Origin of the sequence: Dietzia psychralcaliphila (assembly GCF_003096095.1) — a bacterium.
GTDB lineage: Bacteria > Actinomycetota > Actinomycetes > Mycobacteriales > Mycobacteriaceae > Dietzia > Dietzia psychralcaliphila.
The window spans coordinates 1,894,899-1,916,027 of record NZ_CP015453.1 but is presented as its reverse complement, the minus strand read 5'-3'; the positions used below and the strand labels follow the sequence as shown (position 1 = coordinate 1,916,027).

Sequence of the window (21,129 nt, the reverse complement as noted above, 5' to 3'; positions counted from 1 at the left end):
TATCCCTTTAACGAGCCGTCCAGCGAGGCGGACAAGGAGGTGGTGATCGGTGAGCGCTGACGGTTCGGAGACGACCTCGGTTTCACTCTTCACGTCTGACGACGTCGCCAGGACGGTGTCCCGCTTGGCACATCAGATCATCGAACGCACGGCTGCGGACGCACCCGGCTCGGGGCCCGTCGTGCTGCTCGGCATCCCGACCCGGGGGGTCCCCCTGGCGCACCGGCTGGCGACGCGGATCCGGGAGTTCAGCGGAGCCGCGGTACATGCCGGTTCGCTGGACGTGACCCTGTACCGGGACGACCTCGCCGGTGGCCCACACCGCCCGATGAGCCCGACCACGGTCCCGGCGGAGGGGATCGACGGCGCGACCGTCATCCTGGTCGACGACGTCCTCTTCTCCGGCCGCACCATCCGGGCCGCCTTCGACGCGCTGCGGGATCTCGGCAGGCCCGCGCGCGTCCAGCTCGCCGTCCTGGTCGACCGGGGGCATCGCGAGCTCCCGATCCGCGCGGACTACGTGGGGAAGAACGTCCCGACGTCCCGCGAGGAGGGCGTCTCGGTCCGACTCACCGAGACCGACGACGTCGACGCCGTGGTCCTCAGGCGGCCGACCCAGGAGGATGCCCGGTGAAACATCTGCTCTCCGCCGCCGATCTCGACCGTGACGCGGCGCTGTCCATCCTGGACGAGGCCAGCCGACTCAAGGAGACGCTCCTCGGTCGCGAGGTGCGCAAGCTTCCCACCCTCCGGGGGAAGACCGTCCTGACGGTGTTCTACGAGAACTCCACCCGGACGAGGGTCTCCTTCGAGACCGCGGGCAAGTGGATGAGCGCCGATGTCATCAACGTCTCCGCGAGTGCCTCCTCGGTGCAGAAGGGGGAGTCTCTCCGGGACACCGCGATGACGCTGACCGCCGTCGGTGCGGATGCGCTCATCGTGCGTCATCCCGCCTCGGGGTCCGCTCTCCAGATCGCGGGATGGGTCGCCCCCGGAGGGGTCGGCCCCTCGGTGATCAACGCCGGTGACGGAATGCACGAACACCCCACCCAGGCGCTGCTCGACGCGATGACCATCCGGGAGAGGCTCGGGGGGATCGAGGGCCGCCGTGTGGTGATCGTCGGCGACATCCTGCACTCGCGGGTGGCCCGGTCGAATGCACTGCTGCTGTCCACCCTCGGTGCCGAGGTCGTTCTGGTCGCGCCACCCACACTGCTGCCGGTGGGTGTCGGGGACTGGCCGGTCCGTGCCTCGACCGACCTCGACGCCGAGCTCGCCGGCGCGGATGCGGTGATGATGCTGCGTGTCCAGGCCGAGCGGATGAACGGCGGGTTCTTCCCGTCCGCCCGTGAATACGCGGTGCGCTACGGACTGGGGCCCGCCCGTGCGTCCCGACTCCGCGAGAACGCGGTGGTCCTCCATCCCGGACCGATGGTCCGCGGGATGGAGATCGGGTTCGACACGGCCGACGCACCGTCGTCCGCGATTCTCCAGCAGGTCACCAACGGTGTCCACGTGCGCATGTCGGTCCTGCTCCACACCCTTGTCGGAACGGAAGGAAACCCCGAGTGAGTGCCCTCGAACCCCCGACCCTGCTGCTGCGCCGGGTCCGGCCCTACGGGGAGGGAGACCCCGTCGACGTGCTCGTGAGGGACGGGCTCATCGCCGCGATCGGACCGGACGCCGGTGACGATCTGCCCGGGCACGCCGAGATCCACGACATGGACGGCGCCGTCCTGCTCCCCGGGTTCGTCGACCTCCACACCCACCTCCGTGAGCCCGGCCGGGAGGACACCGAGACCGTCGCCACCGGGTCATCGGCAGCGGCTCGGGGCGGGTACACGGCGGTGTTCGCCATGGCCAACACCCAACCGCCGCAGGACAACCAGACGGTCACCGACTCCGTGTGGCGGATCGGCCGATCCGTGGGTCTGTGTGACGTCCACCCGGTGGGTGCGGTCACCGTCGGCCTGAAGGGTGAGCAACTCACCGAGATGGGCCAGATGGCCTCCGGCGAGGCCCGGGTGAGGATCTTCTCCGACGACGGCATGTGCGTCTACGACCCGCTGGTGATGCGTCGCGCCCTCGAATACTCCGCCGGCCTCGGTGTGCTGATCGCTCAGCACGCGGAGGAGCCACGCCTGACCAGGGGGGCGGTCGCCCACGAGGGGCCAACGGCCGCGCGTCTCGGGCTCACCGGTTGGCCGCGCTCGGCGGAGGAGTCCATCGTCGCCCGCGACGCCATCCTGGCCCGTGACGCCGGTGCGCGCGTCCACATCTGCCACGCGTCCACCACCGGCACGGTCGAGCTGCTCAAGTGGGCCAAGGCGCAGGGGATCTCGATCACCGCGGAGGTCACCCCGCACCACCTGCTGCTCGACGACACGAGGCTCGAGTCCTACGACGGCGTCTACCGGGTCAACCCACCCCTCCGTGAATCCCACGACACCCTCGCCCTGCGCGAGGCGCTCGTGTCAGGGGTGATCGACTGCGTGGCCACCGACCACGCCCCCCACGCCGCCCAGGAGAAGTGCTGCGAGTTCGCCGCCGCGCGCCCGGGCATGCTCGGGTTGGAGACGGCGCTGCCCATCGTCGCGGCCCTCCTGGTCGAGTCCGGGGAGATGACCTGGCGCGACCTGGCCCGCGTGATGAGCACCCGACCCGCCGAGATCGCCGGCCTCACGGACCAGGGGCGGCCGATCCAGGTGGGGGAGCCGGCCAACCTCGCCGTCGTCGATCCCGACTCCCCGTGGACCGTCGTCGGTGACGAACTCGCAAGTCTGTCCGCCAACACCCCTTACGAGGGGATGACGTTCGCCGCTCGTGTCGTGGGCACCGTATACCGGGGCCGTATGACCAGCCGCGACGGAGAGGTACTCGCATGACACAGGACGTCTGGACCCTGGTGGCCGTCATCGTCATCTTCCTGACCCTGCTCGGGTTGATGGCACGGGGCTGGCGCAACCGCAGCCGCTCGCAGGCGGGTCTCTACGACACCCTGCCGGCGGTTCCCGCCGAGACCGGCGACGTGGTCCTGGGTCCGCTGACCGGCGTGTACATCGGCAGCACCGTGGCGGGTGACTGGCAGGCGCGGATCGCCCGGGCACCGCTCGGTCACCGCTCGGCCGGAACCCTCACCGCGTTCACCGGTGGCCTCCGGCTCGACCTCGCCGATGCCACGGTGTGGATCCCCCGCGCCGACCTGGTGGACGTGCGACGCGCGTCCGCCCTCGCCAACAAGACCGTGCCGGGCGGCGGGATCCTGGTAGCCCGATGGCAGGTCGACGGTCGCGACGGCGCCACGTTGATCGACTCCGGTTTCCGGGCCGATGACAAGGACTCGTACCCCCGCTGGGAGGCCCTGCGCGGCGATGCCGCACCGGCCGCCGGGCCGGACACCCCCCGCTCCACAGCACCCCGCACCACCTCCGAGGAGAAGAAGTGACACCGCACAACGGAACCACAGTCGCAACGGGGGGCCGCCACCCCGCCGCGCTCGTCCTCGAGGACGGCCGCATCCACCGCGGGACGGCGTTCGGGGCGACCGGCACCACCCTCGGCGAGGCCGTGTTCACCACCGGCATGTCCGGCTACCAGGAGACCCTCACCGACCCGTCCTACTACAGGCAGATCGTCGTCAGCACCGCGCCGCAGATCGGTAACACCGGATGGAACGACGAGGACGGTGAGTCGCTTCTCGACGGACAGAACGGCGGCGGCCGGATCTGGGTGTCGGGACTGGTGATCCGGGACCTGTCGCGCCGCGCGTCCAACTACCGGTCCGAGCGCACACTCGAGGACGAGATGCTCGACCAGGGCATCGTGGGGATCGCCGGTGTCGACACCCGTGCGGTCGTCCGCCACATCCGGGATCTCGGAGCGATGAAGGCCGGCATCTTCTCCGGCGCGGACCTGGTCGACGACGAGTCGATGCTCGCGACCGTCCGGTCCCAGGAGCCAATGGCGGGGGCGTCGCTGGCGGAGGTCGTCTCCACCGACACCGCCTACGTGGTCGAGCCCGAGGGGCCGGCACGCCATTCGGTGGCCGCACTCGATCTGGGCATCAAGACCAACACCCCCCGCATGCTCACCGCACGCGGCGTGCGGGTCCACGTGCTCCCCTCGAGCTCGACCCTGCAGGACGTACTGGACCTCGACGTGGACGGGGTGTTCCTCTCCAACGGTCCGGGGGATCCGGCCACCGCCGACGCGGCGGTGCACCTGACCAAGGAGGTCCTGAGCCAGGGGATCCCGTTCTTCGGGATCTGCTTCGGTAACCAGATCCTGGGCAGGGCACTGGGACTCGAGACCTACAAGATGAGGTTCGGCCACCGCGGGATCAACATCCCCGTGGTCGAGAAGGCAACAGGGAAGGTCGCCATCACCTCCCAGAACCACGGGTTCGCGCTGCGCGCCCCGGAGTCCGAGACCTGGGAGACACCCTGGGGCACGGCCACCGTCACCCACGTGTGCGCGAACGACGGGACCGTCGAGGGGGTCGCCCTCACCGACGGTTCCGCCTTCTCCGTCCAGTACCACCCCGAGGCCGCGGCGGGTCCACGTGACGCCGCCGACCTCTTCGACCGCTTCGTCAGCCTGCTCGACTCAGTAGCCGGTGACGGCGCCGACAACGGTTCCGCACACTCCAGAAAGGGCTCGAACTGATGCCCCGCCGCACAGACATCAACCACGTCCTCGTGATCGGTTCCGGACCGATCGTCATCGGCCAGGCCTGTGAGTTCGACTACTCCGGCACGCAGGCGTGCCGGGTGCTGCGCGCCGAGGGACTTCGCGTGACCCTTGTCAACTCGAACCCGGCAACGATCATGACCGACCCGGAGTTCGCCGACAGTACCTACATCGAGCCGATCACGCCCGAGTACATCGACATGATCTTCGCCAAGGAGGCGGCGGACGGACACCCGGTCGACGCCGTCCTCGCCACCCTCGGGGGTCAGACGGCGCTCAACGCCGCCATCCAGCTCGACGCGCAGGGAATCCTCGTCAAGCACGGCGTGGAGTTGATCGGAGCCGACATCCCCGCGATCAACCGTGGCGAGGACCGTCAGACCTTCAAGGACATCGTCGCGAGCGTGGGAGGCGACTCCGCGCGCAGCGCCGTGTGTCACACCATGGAGGAGGTCCACGCGACCGTCGCGGAGCTGGGTCTGCCCGTCGTGGTCCGGCCGTCGTTCACCATGGGCGGGCTCGGCTCCGGCCTGGCCTACACCACCGAGGACCTCGAGCGGATCGCCGGCGGCGGTCTGTCCGCCTCGCCCACCGCGAACGTCCTCATCGAGGAGTCGATCCTCGGGTGGAAGGAGTTCGAGCTCGAGCTCATGCGCGACAACAAGGACAACGTCGTCGTGGTGTGTTCGATCGAGAACGTCGACGCGCTCGGCGTCCACACCGGGGACTCGGTCACCGTCGCGCCCTCTCTGACCCTGACCGATCGCGAATACCAGGACATGCGCGACCTCGGGATCGCGATCATCCGCGAGGTCGGCGTCGATACCGGTGGGTGCAACATCCAGTTCGCCATCAACCCCGTCGACGGTCGCCTCGTGGTGATCGAGATGAACCCGCGGGTCTCGCGGTCCTCGGCGCTGGCGTCCAAGGCGACCGGATTCCCGATCGCCAAGATCGCCGCCCGGCTCGCCATCGGGTACTCGCTCGACGAGATCACCAACGACATCACCGGGGAGACCCCGGCGTGCTTCGAACCGACCCTGGACTACGTGGTGGTCAAGGCCCCGCGATTCGCGTTCGAGAAGTTCCCCGGCGCCGACGACACACTCACCACCACCATGAAGTCGGTGGGCGAGGCGATGAGCCTGGGCCGCAACTATCGCGAGGCGCTGGGCAAGGTGATGCGCTCGCTGGAGACCAAGGCCGCCGGCTTCTGGACGCTGCCCGACGAGACGATCGCGCCCGGTCGCTCGACCGACGTCGACGCTGTTCTCGAGGACCTCGTGCGCCCGACCGAGGGCCGGATGTACGACGTCGAGCTCGCCCTGCGACTCGGCGCGACCGTCGAGCAGGTCCACGCGGCCTCGGGGATCGACCCGTGGTTCGTCGACGAGGTCGCCGCGCTGGTGGAACTCCGCCAGGCGATCGTCGACGCACCGGTGGTCGACGAAGCACTGCTGCGCATCGCCAAGCACAACGGCCTGTCCGACGCCCAGATCGCGGCCCTGCGGCCCGAGTTCGCAGGCGCCGAGGGCGTCCGGCGTCTCCGCCACCGGCTCGGCGTGCGGCCCGTCTACAAGACGGTCGACACCTGCGCCGCGGAGTTCGAGGCCAAGACCCCGTACCACTACTCCACCTACGAGCTCGACCCGGCGGCCGAGTCCGAGGTCGCCGCCCAGACCGAGCGCGAGAAGGTCATCATCCTGGGCTCCGGACCCAACCGGATCGGCCAGGGAATCGAGTTCGACTACTCGTGCGTCCACGCCGCGCTCACGTTGTCCGAGGCCGGGTACGAGACCGTCATGGTCAACTGCAACCCGGAGACGGTCTCGACCGACTACGACACGGCGGACCGCCTGTACTTCGAGCCGCTCACGTTCGAGGACGTCATGGAGGTCTTCCACGCCGAGTCCGAGTCGGGCACGGTCGCCGGCGTCCTGGTCCAGCTCGGCGGCCAGACCCCGCTCGGTCTGGCCGCGCAGTTGGAGGAGGCCGGTGTCCCCATCGTGGGCACCAGCCCCTCGGCCATCGACCTGGCCGAGGATCGCCGAGAGTTCGGCGAGGTACTCGTCAAGGCCGGGCTGCCCGCACCCGCGTTCGGTACGGCCATCAACGCCACGGAGGCCACGGAGATCGCCGCCCGCATCGGCTACCCCGTGCTCGTGCGGCCCTCCTACGTGCTCGGCGGCCGGGGCATGGAGATCGTCTACGACGAGTCGTCGCTGCGGTCGTACATCGAGCGTGCGACCGAGATCAGCCCGGACCGCCCGGTCCTGGTCGACCGCTTCCTCGATGACGCGGTCGAGATCGACGTCGACGTGTTGTGTGACGGAACCGAGGTCTACCTGGGTGGCGTGATGGAGCACATCGAGGAGGCCGGCATCCACTCCGGGGACTCCGCGTGCGCGCTCCCGCCCATCACCCTGGGTCAGGACGACATCGACCGCGTCCGCCGCTCCAGTGAGGCACTGGCGTTCGGTATCGGCGTCAAGGGACTGATGAACGTCCAGTACGCGATCAAGGACGACATCCTGTACGTACTCGAGGCCAACCCCCGCGCCAGCCGCACCGTGCCGTTCGTCTCCAAGGCCACCGGCGTGCACCTCGCCAAGGCGTGCGCCCGCATCATGATGGGCGAGACGATCGCCGAGCTGAAGGCAGAGGGGCTCCTCCCCTCGGACAGGGACGGCGGATCGCTCCCGGCGGACGCGCCCGTCGCGGTCAAGGAGGCGGTCCTCCCGTTCAACCGCTTCCGCACCCCCGAGGGCAAACCGGTCGACTCCCTGCTGAGCCCGGAGATGAAGTCGACCGGCGAGGTCATGGGCATCGGTCCCAACTTCGCCGTCGCCTTTGCCAAGGGCCAGCTCGCCGCCGAGGGCGTCCTGCCGACGTCGGGGACCGTGTTCGTCTCGGTCGCGAACCGGGACAAGCGCTCCATGGTGTTCCCGGCACAGCGTCTCGCCGCACTCGGGTTCACGGTTCTGGCCACCGAGGGCACCGCGCTCATGCTCCGGCGTTACGGGATCGCGTGTGAGACCGTGGCGAAGCTGACCGAGTCCGGAGGCGGGCCGGTCGACGAGCAGGGCGACCCGGTCCAGACGATCGTCGACCGGATCAACGCCGACGAGGTCGATCTGATCCTGAACATCGCCTCCTCCACGGGAGGGACCCGGGCGGACGGACACGAGATCCGTTCAGCCGCGATCACCCGGCGGGTCCCGTGCATCACCACCGTGCAGGGCGCGACGGCGGCGGTACACGGCATCGAGGCCATACGCCGCGGTGACGTCACCGTGAGCCCCCTACAGGAGTTGCACAGCGGGTTCGCCGTCCGATGACCGAGGGCACTCCCCGAGCCCCCTTCGGTGCGCGGCTCCACTCCGCCATCGCCGCACGCGGGAACCTCTGCGTGGGGATAGACCCCCACCCGGTCCTCCTCGAGGCCTGGGGGCTGGGGGTGGACGCGGCGGGGGTCCGAGAGTTCTCCCGTCGGTCCCTGGAGGCGTTCGGGGATCTCGTGCCGGCGGTCAAACCCCAGGTGGCGTTCTTCGAGGAGCACGGCTCCGCGGGTTTCGCGGTCCTCGAGGAGCTCCTGGGGTCGATCACCGAGTCGGGAGCCCTGTCGGTCGCGGATGCCAAGCGGGGGGACATCGGTTCCACCATGGCCGGGTACGCGCGCGCGTGGTTGGGAGCCGATTCCCCGCTGGCCTGCGATGCCCTGACGGTGTCGCCGTACCTCGGGGTGGGGTCGTTGGCTGCGGCCTTCGACACGGCGTCGGAGAACGGTCGCGGGCTGTTCGTGCTGGCCCGCACCTCCAACCCGGAGGCGGGGGGGCTGCAGGGGGCCGGCGGGCCCACCGGAACGGTCGCCCAGTCGGTCGTGGACGAGGTGGGCCGACGGAACGCCGCGTCGGACCCCGGCGTACCGGGGTCGTTCGGTGTCGTCGTCGGCGCGACCGTGGGCGACCCGCCGCGTCTCGACTCGCTCTCCGGACCGGTGCTCATGCCGGGCGTGGGGGAGCAGGGCGGGACACTCGCGGACGTCCGGAGGATCGCCGGACCGGCGCTGCCGCACACGCTCGTCAACGTGTCCCGGCACGTCCTGCGGGCAGGTCCGGATGTCGACGCGATGCGTTCGGTGGCACGTGCCCTGGCCGAGACCTACCGGTTCGTGGGACCCGCCTGAGCGGTCAGGCGTCCCAGCGGATGGCTTGAGTCACAGGGGCCACGTCGCGGGACCCGACGCCGCCGCCCACTCGCCCCTTTTCGGGCGGTTCGGTTCGCGGGAGCGCACGGGCGGAGTTAGTCTTCTCCTCACCTCACACGTCAATCCGCAGTTCAGGCGGGGTGCCACGCCGGGCCCCGCGCAACGACGAGGCCCCTCGGCCGCGTACTGTTGCTGAGGTCATCAGGCCCGACGCCGTGCCGGTCTCCCGTGAGGGGGGCGGAATCGCCCGGGTACGGTGAGCACGAGGGAGCGCCCGCTCCCGGCACGAGCCGCAGCCCGCGGACGCGCCGGGGCCGGTCACCGCACACCACACGTGGATGTCCTACGGTGGACACCCGCGTGAGTCATGAGACACACACGAACGAGACGGAGGAATTGTGGCCCTTCCCCAGTTGACCGATGAGCAGCGTGCCGCTGCTCTGGAGAAGGCGGCTGCCGCCCGTCGCGCCCGGGCTGAGCTCAAGGAGCGCCTGAAGCGTGGTGGCACCGACCTCAAGCAGGTCCTCAAGGATGCCGAGAACGACGAGATCCTCGGCAAGATGAAGGTCTCGGCTCTGCTCGAGGCCCTGCCCAAGGTCGGTAAGGTCAAGGCTCAGGAGATCATGACCGAGCTTGAGATCGCACCGACGCGTCGCCTGCGTGGTCTCGGAGACCGCCAGCGCCGCGCACTGCTCGAGCGGTTCGACTTCACGGTCGACTGATCGACGCATGAACACACCGTCGTCCGGGGTCTCGTCCCCGGAAGCGACGGCGAAGAGGGGCCGGCTGATCGTCTTGGCCGGCCCCTCCGCCGTCGGCAAATCAACCGTCGTGGCGCGTCTGCGTGACCGCGTACCGGATCTCTACTTCAGCGTCTCCATGACCACCCGTGACCCTCGTCCCGGTGAGGTCGACGGGCGCGACTACCACTTCGTCAGCACCGAGGAATTCCGCGAGGCAGTCGACCAGGGCCGGATGCTCGAGTGGGCCGAGATCCACCGGGGTCTACAGCTCTCGGGGACCCCGGCCGACCCGGTCCGTCGCGCTCTGGAAGACGGCCGACCGGTCCTCATCGAGGTCGACCTCGCCGGCGTACGACAGATTCGAGAGTCCATTCCCGAGGGACGGACCGTGTTCCTGTCCCCGCCGTCGTGGGAGGAACTCGAGGGTCGCCTCCGTGGTCGGGGCACCGAACCGCAGGAGGTCGTCGCCCGCAGACTCGAGACCGCGAAGGTCGAGATGGACGCCCGCGAGGAGTTCGACGAGGTCGTCGTCAACGACGAACTCGAGGTCGCTGTCGATGAGTTGGTATCATTGCTGGTCGGCCAAGACTGACGCCGAAAGTCAGACGCAAGAGCACCACCCAGGCTGTACCCAGAGGAGAACCCATAGTGGCCACCATCGAAGCCGCAGCGGCAGCCCCGTTGTACGACACCCCGATCGGCATCACCAACCCGCCGATCGACGAGCTCCTCGAGCGGGCGTCCTCCAAGTACGCCCTCGTGATCTTCGCCGCCAAGCGCGCGCGGCAGATCAACTCGTACTACAACCAGATCGAAGAGGGCATTCTCGAGTACGTCGGCCCGCTGGTCGATCCGGGGCTGCACGAGAAGCCGTTGACCATCGCGCTGCGCGAGCTCCATTCCGATCTGCTCGATTGCGCCGAGGGCGAGTGACCCCCTCCGGGGGCGATGTGCGCGGCAAGCGCGTCGTCGTCGGAGTCGGCGGCGGGATCGCCGCCTACAAGGTCTGTGGCCTGATCAGGCTCCTCACCGAGTCGGGTTGCCACGTCGACGTCGTCCCCACCGAGGCGGCCCTGCGGTTCGTCGGGTCCGCCACCTTCGAGGCCCTGTCCGGGAACCCGGTCTCCACCGGGGTGTTCTCGGATGTGCCGTCGGTCCGCCACGTCGCCCTAGGGCAGCGGGCGGACCTTGTCGTGGTCGCCCCCGCCACGGCCGACCTGCTCGCGCGGGTGGCCTCCGGGCGGGCTGACGACCTGCTCACCTCCACCCTGCTGACCGCGCGCTGCCCCGTACTCCTGGCGCCGGCGATGCACACCGAGATGTGGGAACACCCGGCCACGAGGCGCAACGTCGACACCCTCCGCGGCGACGGCCTCCACGTGATGCCCCCGGCATCGGGACGACTCACCGGTGCCGACACCGGTGCAGGTCGGCTGCCCGAGCCCGCCGATATCGCCCGTCTCGCGATGCTCCTGCTCGAGGGCGGGGGGCTCCCGTGGGACCTCGCCGGAAAGCGGGTCGTGGTGACCTCCGGCGGCACCCGCGAGGAAATCGACCCGGTCCGTTTCCTGGGCAACCGAAGTTCCGGCAAGCAGGGACACGCCATCGCCGCGGTCGCGGCGGCCAGGGGAGCGGAGGTCACACTCGTGACCTCCTCCGATCTCCCGGTCCCGGCCGCCGTGGAGGCGGTCCACATCGATTCCGCGCTCGAGCTGCGCGCGGCCACCTTCGCCGCGGCGGTCCGTGCGGACGTGGTGATCAAGGCCGCGGCGGTGGCCGACTTCCGCCCGACCGACGTCTCGTCCTCGAAGCTCAAGAAGGGCAGCGGGTCCGAGCCGGCGGAGATCCGTCTGGAACGCAACCCGGACATCCTCGCCGAGCTGGTCGCGGCCCGCGGGTCCGGGGACATCCCCGCCGACTGCGTCCTGGTGGGGTTCGCCGCCGAGACCGGCGACTCCACGGGATCCGTTCTCGAGCACGGCCGCGCGAAGCTCGCGCGCAAGGGATGCGACCTCCTCGTCGTCAACGAGGTCGGGCGCGGCACCACCTTCGGCGAGGACGTCAACGGTGGGTGGATCCTCGACGCCCGAGGCGGAGAGGTGCCGGTGGACAGGGCGAGCAAGGATCGCCTGGCCGGCCGGATCCTCGACTCCGTCGTGTCGATGGTCGCCGCGCCATCCGCGCGGACCGCCACGGACCGCACCGACTAGTCTGTTCCCACGCGATCGACCGATCACACGCGCTCCCACCAGGAAGAGAGAACCACTGTGACGCAGGCACGTCGGCTGTTCACCAGCGAGTCCGTGACCGAGGGGCATCCGGACAAGATCTGTGACGCGATCTCGGACTCCATCCTGGACGCGATGTTGACGCAGGACCCGGAAGCCCGTGTCGCCGTGGAGACCATGGTCACCACGGGGATGGTGCACGTGGCCGGCGAGGTCAAGACGAGTGGCTACGTGGAGATCCCGCAGCTCATCCGCGAGAAGATCGTGGAGATCGGCTACGACTCCTCAGAGAAGGGTTTCGACGGCGTCTCCTGTGGCGTGTCGATCTCGATCGGCCAGCAGTCCCCGGAGATCGCCCAGGGTGTCGACACCTCGCACGAGGCACGCACCTCCACCGACCCGGTCGAGGACGCGATCGCCCGTCAGGGCGCCGGCGACCAGGGCCTGATGTTCGGCTACGCGTGCTCGGACACCCCGGAGCTCATGCCGCTGCCCATCGCCCTGGCGCACCGCCTGTCCCGCCGGCTGACCGAGGTCCGCAAGAACGGCACGTTGGCCTATCTGCGTCCGGACGGCAAGACCCAGGTGACCATCGAGTACGACGGCGACCGTGCCGTCCGCCTGGACACCATCGTCATCTCCACGCAGCACGCGCCCGAGATCGATCTGGAGACCACGCTGCGCGACGACCTCACCGAGCACGTCATCGGGCCGGTCCTGGCCGAGGCGGCGACCGGTATCGAGACTGCCGGTCTCCGCCTCCTGGTCAACCCGACCGGGCGGTTCGTTCTGGGCGGCCCGATGGGCGACGCCGGCCTCACCGGTCGCAAGATCATCGTGGACACCTACGGCGGGATGGCCCGTCACGGCGGCGGTGCGTTCTCCGGCAAGGACCCGTCCAAGGTCGACCGCTCCGCGGCGTACGCCATGCGGTGGGTGGCCAAGAACATCGTGGCCGCCGGGCTGGCCGAGCGGGTGGAGGTGCAGGTCGCCTACGCGATCGGCAAGGCCGCTCCGGTGGGGCTGTTCGTCGAGGCGTTCGGGACCGAGAAGGTGGACATCGCGGTCCTGCAGGAGGCCGTCACCACCGTCTTCGACCTCCGTCCCGGCGCGATCATCCGCGACCTGGACCTCAAGCGACCGATCTACGCGGAGACGGCAGCATACGGCCACTTCGGCCGGACCGACCTGGATCTGCCGTGGGAGAAGACCGACCGCGTCGACGAACTCAAGCGGGCCGTCGGACACTGACGACCGTCCCCGGTTGTCGTAGCGGGGTGCGAGGATCTGAGGCCGTGACCACGACGAGCCCAGCGGCCCGGGTCGCGGCGGCCGACGCCCCCGTGGCCCGGGTCCTACCACTGCTCGGGGTCCCGCATCTGGACCGGGAGTTCGACTACCTGGTCCCGGAGTCCCTGTCCGATCAGGCGATCCCGGGTACCCGGGTGCGCGTCCGGTTCGCCGGCCGGTTGGTCGACGGGTTCCTCATCGAACGCTCCGCCGAGACCGATCACCGCGGGGAACTCGCCTGGCTGGAGCGTGTCATCTCGCCGGAGCCCGTGCTCACTCCCGAGTTGCTCCGGCTGATCGAGCTCGTGTCCAGACGGTGGGTGGGTGTGCGGTCGGACGTACTACGCCTGGCCATCCCCCCACGGCACGCGGCGGCCGAGAAGTCGGTACCCGACCGGGAACCGCCACTGGGTGTGACCGAGGGGCCGGTCGAGGTCCCGCCCGGCTGGGCCGACCACCCGATGGTGGCCCGCTTCCTTGACGCGGCCACCGGGGGGGTCCCGGCGCGGGCGGTCTGGACCGTCCCGCCCGGGAGGGACTGGGCGCAGGCACTCGCCGCACTGGCCGACTCGGTCCGGCGGAGGGGTCTGCAGGTCCTGCTGATCGTCCCGGACCAGCGAGACGTCGACCGGCTGACCTCGGAGTGCCGGAAGATCGTGGGCGGGGGCGCCGCGGGGCGGGACGCGGTGGTCGACCTGTCCGCGGGGATCGGCCCCTCCGCGAGGTACCGGCGTTGGCTGAGGGCCGTCCGCGGTCACGCACGAATCGTGGTGGGGACGCGCAGCGCCGTCTTCGCGCCACTGCCGGAACCCGGCCTGATCGTCCTCCACGACGACGGTGACGACTCCTTCGTGGAACCCCGCGCCCCCTATCCGCACACCAGGGAGGTCGCCGCGCAGCGGTCCGTGCTGGATGGCACCCCGCTTCTTCTGAGCTCGGTGGACCGGACCCCGGAGGTGGCCGAGTACGTGCGCTCCGGCTGGGCCCACGAGATCCGACCCGAACCCGGGCTCGTCCGCGCGCTGGCGCCGCGCGTCGTCGCGTTCACCGACGCGGACCCGGCCCAGGCCCGCGATGTGGCCGGGGGGCGGACCAGGTTGCCCGCCGTGGCCGTCACGATGGCACGGGAGGCGATCGACGTGGACGCCCCGGTGCTGGTCCAGGTCCCGAGGAAGGGGTACATCCCGACACTCCTGTGCGGATCGTGTCGGACCCCGGCACGGTGTCGGCGGTGCAACGGTCCGCTCCGCGCCGGGCGGATGGACGCGGTGTACGGCCCCGTCGACCTGGCGTGCGGCTGGTGCGGGGCCCCCGAGCCGGCGTTCCGGTGCGTGGCCTGCGCGTCCCGGGCCCTGCGCGCGGGCGTCGTGGGCGCCGGTCGGACAGCCGAGGAACTCGGCCGGATGTTCCCCGGGGTGAGGGTGCGGACGAGCGGGGGAGGCGAGATCCTCGACACGATCCCCGCAGCCCCCGCCATCATCGTGTCCACTCCAGGGGCGGAGCCGGTAGCCGAGGACGGGTATGGCGCGGCGTTGCTCCTCGACTCGTGGGCTCTGTTGGGGCGGCCTGACCTGCGAGCGGTACAGAACGCCCTGCGGCACTGGATCGGCGCCGCCTCACTTGTCCGTCCGGCCGCTGACGGCGGCCGGGTGTTCCTGTCCGCCGACTCCGAGTCCCCGGTCTCACAGGCGCTCGTGCGGTGGGACCCGCAGGGGTGGGCCGAACGCGAACTCGCGGACCGCGCCGAGGTGGGGTTCCCACCCGCCGTCCACATGGTGGCAGTGGACGGTCCGGCCGCCGCCCTGGCCGGCATCCTCGACGAGCTCCGGATCCCGGACGAGGTCGAGGTTCTCGGCCCGGTGGACCTGCCCCCGGGCGAGGAGCTGCCCGGTCACGACGGCATCGAGGACCCCGAGCGGGTGTTGCTCCGTGTCCCCCCGCGCCTGCTCGGAACGGTGTCCACCGAACTGCGGGCGGTCGTGGTGGCGCGGTCGGGTCGACGTCACGCCGACCCGGTCCGGGTCAGACTCGACCCGGTCCACATCGGGTGACCGTCCCGTGCGGTGGGTTGGCCGGAGAACACATAGAATGAGGATTTCTCCCTTCCCCGTCCGCGAGGAGTTCAGATACGCATGGCCGTCCACCCCATCCGGCTCTTCGGTGATCCCGTCCTGAGGACCCCGACTGATCCCGTCACCTCGTTCGACGACAGGTTGGCGCGCACCGTGGCCGACCTCATGGACACAGTTCGCCACGAGGACGGAGCCGGGCTGGCCGCTCCTCAGATCGGTGTGTCCACCCGGGCGTTCGTCTACACCTGTGGAGGTCGCGAGGGGCACCTGATCAATCCGGAATGGGAACCGATCGGTGACGAGAAGACTCACGTCAACGAAGGGTGTCTCTCGATCCCCGGGGTCTCCGAGCCCACCGAGCGCTACGCGCGGGTCGTGGCCCGAGGTGTCGACATGAACGGGGAGCCGGTGAGCTTCGAGGCCGAGGGGATCCTCGCACGCGCCGTGCAGCACGAGACCGACCACCTCGACGGGGTCCTGTTCCTGCAACGCCTCACCCCGGACCGGCGACGCTCCGCGATGGCCGAGATCCGGTCGTCCGGGTGGTTCGGTAGCGACGCCATCAGCGCCGGGGTCGTCTACGACCGGCTCGCCGACGCGATGGCGGTGAGGTGACCGGTGCGACTCGTCTTCGCCGGCACCCCCGAGGCGGCCGTACCCTCACTCGAGGCACTCCTGACCAGTAGCCGACACGACGTGGTGGCGGTGGTCTCCCGACCCGATGCCCGGACCGGTCGCGGTCGGAACCTGGCCCGGAGCCCGGTGGCCGCGGCTGCCGACGCCGCGGGGATCGAGGTGCTCACCCCGCCGAACGCACGTGACCCGCAGTTCGCCGAGCGACTCCGCGAACTCGCACCCGACGCGGTCCCCGTGGTGGCCTACGGACACCTGGTACCGCGCACCGTCCTGGATATCCCCGCTCACGGGTGGGTCAACCTGCACTTCTCACTGTTGCCGGCGTGGCGGGGTGCCGCTCCGGTCAACGCTGCCATCGAGGCCGGCGACGAGGTGACCGGCGCCACCACCTTCCGCCTCGACGAGGGAATGGACACCGGGCCGGTCCTGGGCGCGATGACCGAGACCATCCGACCGCGCGACACCGCCGGCGACCTGCTCGGTCGGCTGTCCGAGTCCGGTGCGGGACTGCTCGTGGCCACCCTCGACGCCCTCGAGACCGGAGAACTCCGCGCGGTCCCGCAGCCGACGGACGGGATCTCCCACGCGGGCAAGATCACCGTCGACGACGCGCGGGTGCGCTGGGCTGATCCGGCGCTGGCGGTGGACCGCCACATCCGATCGGTCACCCCGGCCCCGGGGGCATGGACGACCCTCGACGGAGAGCGGGTCAAGATCGGCACCGTGATGCCGTCCGACGAGCAAGCACCGAGCCTGGCGCCCGGGCGGATCCAGTGCGACAAACACTCCTTCCTCGTCGGCACGGCCACGTCGCCCGTCGTGGTGGAGACTCTGCAGCCACCCGGGAAGAAGATGATGAACGCGGTCGACTGGGCACGCGGCGCCCGGCTCGCCGGCGGAGCGGAGTTCGAATGAGTGCCGAAGGCGGACGGGGCCGGAGCCCGGGAGGCGCAGGTAAACAGGGCGGCGGCAACAAGCAGGGCGGCAACAAGCAGGGCGCAAGCAAACAGGGCGGCGGGAGTCAGGCCGGTAACAGGCAGGGCGGTGGCATGCGGGGCGGTAGCAGGCAGGGCGGCAGGCAGCAGGGCGCAACCCGCTCCGCCGGCCGTCGGCACGATCGGCCCGCACCCCAGAGCCGCCCCGATGCCCGGTCGGTCGCCCTCGCCGTGATGACGGCCGTTCGGGAGCGGGCGGCGTATGCGAACCTCCTGCTCCCGGTCGAGCTCAAGAGGGCGCGACTCGACACCCGGGACGCGGCGCTCGCCACGGAGCTCACCTACGGCACCCTGCGTGCGCAGGGGCTGCTGGACCGCATCATCGCGGAGGCCGCAGGCCGCCCGGTCGAGGACGTCGACCCTCCGGTCCTGGATCTGGTGCGGTTGGGTGCCTACCAACTGCTGTTCACCCGGATCGGGGCGCACGCGGCCGTCGACACGAGTGTGGAGGCGGCGCGAACGCTGGGCCTGGGCCGGGCCGGGGCGTTCGTCAACGCGGTGCTGCGCAAGGTGTCCGCACAGGACCTCGACGGCTGGGTCGCCGTACTGCGGAAAGACGTTGCGGACCCCGTCGCCCGACTTGCCGTGGGCACCGCACACCCGGAGTGGATCGCCCGTGCGTTCGCGGAGTCGCTCGGAGCGGACGCAGCCGAGCTGCCCGCTCTACTGGCCGCCGACGACGCCCGCCCCAAAGTGCACCTGGCGGCTCTCCCCGGTGCCATCACCGCGGAGGAGCTCGCACTGGTGACCGACGGTACCGAGGGCCGCATGTCGCCGTACGCGGTCCATCTCGAGTCGGGAGACCCCGGGACCCTGGACGCGGTCCGGGACCGACTGGCCACCGTGCAGGACGAGGGCAGCCAGATCGTCGCGGTCGCCGCCTCCCGTGCACCGCTCGTCGGCGAGGACGGCGGCCGGTGGCTGGACCTGTGCGCCGGCCCCGGTGGCAAAGCCGTGATGATGGGCGCGTTGGCGGAGATCGAGGGCGCGACCGTGACCGGCGTCGAGGTCTCTGAACACCGCGCCGACCTAGTACGGGAGGCCACCCGGGACCTGCCCGTGACCGTGCACACCGCGGACGGCCGCGATCCCGGTCTGGAGCCGGGGTTCGATCGTGTGCTGCTCGACGCCCCGTGTTCGGGTCTCGGCGCACTTCGCCGTCGTCCCGAAGCCCGGTGGCGCAAGACCGCCGCCGACATCCCGGGCCTGGTGGTGCTGCAGCGGGAACTACTTGAATCCGCCCTGCGTCTGGTCCGGCCCGGGGGCGTGGTGCTCTATGCGACGTGTTCCCCCCACCTGTCCGAGACGGTGTCTATGATCCGTGAGGCGGACCGTCGCGACGATGTCGAACTACTCGATGTACGCGGGATCCTCGAGGGGATCGACGGGGTCTCCACCGAGGGGCTCGGAGACGGGCCGTGGGTGCAGCTCTGGCCGCACCGGCACGGCACCGACGCGATGTTCATGGCGGTCCTGCGCCGACGCGGGGGCGACCCCACGCCACCGCCACGAGAGGACTGAGAGCTGATGGCTTCAGACGACGCGGAGCAGGGACGGGTCGACGCGACCTTCCGGTCCGGGGGAGTCGAGTGCGCAGCGTGGGTCTACCGCCCGGACACGTCGGCGGCCCCCGGCGAGGCCACCGCACCGGCCATCGTCATGGCACACGGCCTCGGGTGCGTCCGCGACCTCCGCCTACCCGCGTACGCCGAGCGGTTCCGGGATGCGGGCTTCGTCGTCGTGGTCTTCGACTACCGCCACTTCGGCGCCAGCGGGGGGGAACCACGGCAGCTACTCGACATCGGCCGTCAGCTCGACGACTGGCGATCCGCACTCTCCTTCGCCCGGTCGCTCCCCGGAGTCGATCCTGACCGGGTCATCGCGTGGGGCACGTCGTTCTCGGGCGGCCACGTCATCACGCTCGCCGGTACCGGGGAGCGGCTGGCGGGCATCGTCGCCCAGGTGCCCCACGTGAGTGGACCGGCCGCGGTCCGGGCCACGGGGCTGCGCTCGGCGATCCGGCTCACGCCCGCCATCCTCGACGACCTCTGGCGCGCGGCCCGCCACCGCGAACCGCGGTACGTGCCGCTCGTCGGGCTACCGGGGGAGCCGGGAGCCATGACGAGTCCCGACGCCGATCCCGCGGTGGACCGCCTGGTGGCCGCTTCGGGGCTGCGGCGCGGCGACTTCCCCGAGTACGTCGCCGCACGGATCCTGATCCGGATCGGAATGTACTCGCCGATCCGGCACGCCCGGCGGATCTCGTGCCCCGCGTTGGTGCAGATCGCCACCCGCGACGCCATCACGCCCGCGGCGACCGCGCGTGCGGCAGCGGACCGGATGCCGCGAGGGCGGTACCTGGAGTACCCCTGCGAGCACTTCGACCCCTACGTCGACCCGTACTTCGAGCGCATCGTGGCCGATCAACTCGAGTTCTGCACCTCGGTCGTGGGCCCGGCCGCCTGACCCCGAGCGGGACCGGACCACGCTGCCGGAACCGCCTCGCCCGGCCCGCCTAGACTGGTCGACATGTCGTACCAACCGCTCATCGCGCCGTCGATCCTGTCCGCCGACTTCGCCCGACTCGACCGCGAGATCGAGCGGATCCCCGCCGCCGACTGGATCCACGTCGACGTGATGGACGGCCACTTCGTCCCCAACCTGTCCTTCGGTGCACCGGTGGCGGCCGCGGTCGGCAAGGTCACCGACAAGCCGATGGACTGTCACCTGATGATCGAGGACCCGCTGCGCTGGGTGGGTGACTACGTCGACGCCGGTGCGGCCAGCGTGACGTTCCACGTGGAGGCCACCGACGATCCGAAGGCCGTCGCGGACCTGTTGCACTCCAAGGGGTGCAGGGCCGGCATCTCCATCAAGCCGGGCACGGCCGTGGAGCCGTACCTCGACCTGCTCGAGCACGTGGACCTGGTCCTGGTGATGAGCGTCGAGCCCGGGTTCGGTGGCCAGTCGTTCATGCCGGAGGTGCTCGACAAGGTCCGCACGTTGCGTGCGGAGATCGACCGCCGCCAGCTCGAGGTCCTCATCCAGATCGACGGCGGCATCGACTCGCGCACGATCGGTGAGTCCGCCGCCGCGGGCTGTGACGTCTTCGTCGCCGGTTCGGCCGTCTACGGCGCGCCCGACCCCGACGCCATGATCGAGACCCTGCGCGCGGGGGCCGCGGACGCACGGGCGTGACCGCGACCGACGGACCCGTCGCCGGTCAGTGGCGTCGCCTCGAGCGCGAGGCCCTGGCCGACGCCATCAGGCTGTCACGGTCCGCGTCGGGGGTCTCCACACCCAACCCACCGGTGGGCGCCGTGGTTCTGGACCCCGCGGGTGACGTGGCCGGACGGGGAGCCACCGAGGCGCCCGGGGGTCGCCACGCCGAGGTCGTGGCTCTGGACGAGGCGGGGGAGCGGGCCCGGGGCGGAACGCTCCTGGTGACCCTCGAGCCCTGCGATCACCAGGGCCGCACCGGTCCCTGTACCTCGCGGGCCCTCGCGGCGGGCATCGCGCGGGTGGTCTACGCCGTGCGAGACCCGAACCCCCTCGCAGCCGGTGGGTCGGAGACGTTGCGGCGTGCCGGGGTGGATGTGGCCCGGGCCGACGACGACGAGGTGACCGCCGCCGAGCAGGGGCCGCTCAGGGCGTGGCTGCACCGACAGCGCTCCGGCCGACCGTACGTCACCTGGAAGTACGCGGCCACACTCGACGGCCGGGTGGCCGCGGCCGACGGCACCAGCCGATGGATCACCGGGCCCGAATCGCGCCGGCACGTCCACGGCCGACGGCAGGAGATCGACGTCATCGTCGTCGGATCGGGGACCCGCGCCGCCGACGACCCCTCGCTCACCGCCCGGTCGGACGACGGGTCGCCCACCCGACGGCAACCGCTCCGTGCGGTGATGGGCCTGACCGACGTGCCCCGGGACGCATCCGTCCGCGGCACCGACGGCCGATTCCGGCACCTGGCCACGCGCGACCCCGCGGAGGCGCTCGCACTGCTCGGCGACGTCCAGCACGTGCTGGTCGAGGGCGGCCCCCGTCTGGCCGGGGCGTTCCTCGCCGCCGGGCTCGTCGACGAGGTCGAGGCCTATCTCGCACCGATCGTGCTGGGAGCCGGCCGGTCCGCCGTCGAGGAGGCCGGCGTCGACACCCTCGGCGGGGCCCACGGCTTCGAGGTACGAGAGACCACGACCATGGGTCACGACGTCTACCTCCGCATGACACCACGAACCGCATGAACGCTCGAACCTCATGACCGCA

General features: G+C 70.7%; 19 protein-coding genes. All 19 read left to right on the top strand.

The features are described from left to right. Positions 1-49: 49 nt before the first annotated feature. The 19 genes from pyrR (at position 50) to ribD (ending at position 21,107) form a co-directional block, all read left to right on the top strand. Positions 50-634 carry a bifunctional pyr operon transcriptional regulator/uracil phosphoribosyltransferase PyrR gene (pyrR, locus tag A6048_RS08750; RefSeq protein ID WP_107747540.1) on the top strand — a complete coding sequence of 195 codons (585 nt, stop codon included), beginning with the start codon at positions 50-52 and terminating at the stop codon, positions 632-634. After that, the gene (locus A6048_RS08745) at positions 631-1,572 is read left to right on the top strand and encodes an aspartate carbamoyltransferase catalytic subunit (RefSeq protein ID WP_107747541.1); all 942 of its coding nucleotides are present in this window, start codon (positions 631-633) and stop codon (positions 1,570-1,572) included. Before pyrR ends, A6048_RS08745 begins: the two co-directional genes overlap by 4 nt. Next, positions 1,569-2,885: a dihydroorotase gene (locus tag A6048_RS08740; protein WP_107747542.1), complete on the top strand. Its 1,317-nt coding sequence runs from the start codon at positions 1,569-1,571 to the stop codon at positions 2,883-2,885. Before A6048_RS08745 ends, A6048_RS08740 begins: the two co-directional genes overlap by 4 nt. Next, entirely contained in the window at positions 2,882-3,445 is a 564-nt protein-coding gene (locus tag A6048_RS08735; RefSeq protein WP_107747543.1) for a PH-like domain-containing protein, read from the top strand. The genes A6048_RS08740 and A6048_RS08735 overlap by 4 nt, the downstream gene beginning before the upstream one ends. After that, positions 3,442-4,665, top strand: a complete 1,224-nt coding sequence (gene carA / locus A6048_RS08730; protein ID WP_107747544.1) for a glutamine-hydrolyzing carbamoyl-phosphate synthase small subunit — start codon at positions 3,442-3,444, stop codon at positions 4,663-4,665. Before A6048_RS08735 ends, carA begins: the two co-directional genes overlap by 4 nt. Further along, positions 4,665-8,027: a carbamoyl-phosphate synthase large subunit gene (gene carB / locus A6048_RS08725; RefSeq protein WP_107747545.1), complete on the top strand. Its 3,363-nt coding sequence runs from the start codon at positions 4,665-4,667 to the stop codon at positions 8,025-8,027. The genes carA and carB overlap by 1 nt, the downstream gene beginning before the upstream one ends. Further along, complete coding sequence (gene pyrF, locus A6048_RS08720; RefSeq protein WP_107747546.1) at positions 8,024-8,875, top strand: orotidine-5'-phosphate decarboxylase; 852 nt, start codon at positions 8,024-8,026, stop codon at positions 8,873-8,875. The genes carB and pyrF overlap by 4 nt, the downstream gene beginning before the upstream one ends. Before the next feature lie 419 nt (positions 8,876-9,294). Continuing rightward, positions 9,295-9,618, top strand: coding sequence for an integration host factor, actinobacterial type (gene mihF, locus A6048_RS08715; protein ID WP_107747547.1), 324 nt, complete (start codon positions 9,295-9,297; stop codon positions 9,616-9,618). 7 nt (positions 9,619-9,625) lie between these two features. Next, entirely contained in the window at positions 9,626-10,231 is a 606-nt protein-coding gene (gmk, locus tag A6048_RS08710) for a guanylate kinase (RefSeq protein ID WP_107747548.1), read from the top strand. Between the two features lie 56 nt (positions 10,232-10,287). Then, positions 10,288-10,572 (top strand): DNA-directed RNA polymerase subunit omega, encoded by a 285-nt coding sequence (gene rpoZ, locus A6048_RS08705; protein WP_107747549.1) that lies wholly within the window; start codon positions 10,288-10,290, stop codon positions 10,570-10,572. Then, entirely contained in the window at positions 10,569-11,849 is a 1,281-nt protein-coding gene (coaBC, locus tag A6048_RS08700; protein WP_107747550.1) for a bifunctional phosphopantothenoylcysteine decarboxylase/phosphopantothenate--cysteine ligase CoaBC, read from the top strand. Before rpoZ ends, coaBC begins: the two co-directional genes overlap by 4 nt. 57 nt (positions 11,850-11,906) lie before the next feature. Beyond that, positions 11,907-13,118: a methionine adenosyltransferase gene (gene metK / locus A6048_RS08695; RefSeq protein WP_107747551.1), complete on the top strand. Its 1,212-nt coding sequence runs from the start codon at positions 11,907-11,909 to the stop codon at positions 13,116-13,118. Between the two features lie 44 nt (positions 13,119-13,162). Further along, entirely contained in the window at positions 13,163-15,208 is a 2,046-nt protein-coding gene (locus A6048_RS08690) for a primosomal protein N' (RefSeq protein WP_107747552.1), read from the top strand. Positions 15,209-15,289: 81 nt separating this feature from the next. Further along, positions 15,290-15,844 carry a peptide deformylase gene (def, locus tag A6048_RS08685; RefSeq protein WP_107747553.1) on the top strand — a complete coding sequence of 185 codons (555 nt, stop codon included), beginning with the start codon at positions 15,290-15,292 and terminating at the stop codon, positions 15,842-15,844. A gap of 3 nt (positions 15,845-15,847) precedes the next feature. Beyond that, positions 15,848-16,780: a methionyl-tRNA formyltransferase gene (fmt, locus tag A6048_RS08680; protein WP_107747554.1), complete on the top strand. Its 933-nt coding sequence runs from the start codon at positions 15,848-15,850 to the stop codon at positions 16,778-16,780. 134 nt (positions 16,781-16,914) lie between these two features. Further along, positions 16,915-18,381, top strand: a complete 1,467-nt coding sequence (locus A6048_RS08675) for an RsmB/NOP family class I SAM-dependent RNA methyltransferase (RefSeq protein ID WP_107747555.1) — start codon at positions 16,915-16,917, stop codon at positions 18,379-18,381. 6 nt (positions 18,382-18,387) lie between these two features. Beyond that, complete coding sequence (locus A6048_RS08670; RefSeq protein ID WP_107747556.1) at positions 18,388-19,326, top strand: alpha/beta hydrolase; 939 nt, start codon at positions 18,388-18,390, stop codon at positions 19,324-19,326. Between the two features lie 63 nt (positions 19,327-19,389). Then, positions 19,390-20,058, top strand: a complete 669-nt coding sequence (gene rpe, locus A6048_RS08665; RefSeq protein ID WP_107747557.1) for a ribulose-phosphate 3-epimerase — start codon at positions 19,390-19,392, stop codon at positions 20,056-20,058. Continuing rightward, positions 20,055-21,107 carry a bifunctional diaminohydroxyphosphoribosylaminopyrimidine deaminase/5-amino-6-(5-phosphoribosylamino)uracil reductase RibD gene (ribD, locus tag A6048_RS08660; protein WP_107747558.1) on the top strand — a complete coding sequence of 351 codons (1,053 nt, stop codon included), beginning with the start codon at positions 20,055-20,057 and terminating at the stop codon, positions 21,105-21,107. Before rpe ends, ribD begins: the two co-directional genes overlap by 4 nt. The last annotated feature ends 22 nt before the right edge of the window (positions 21,108-21,129 follow it).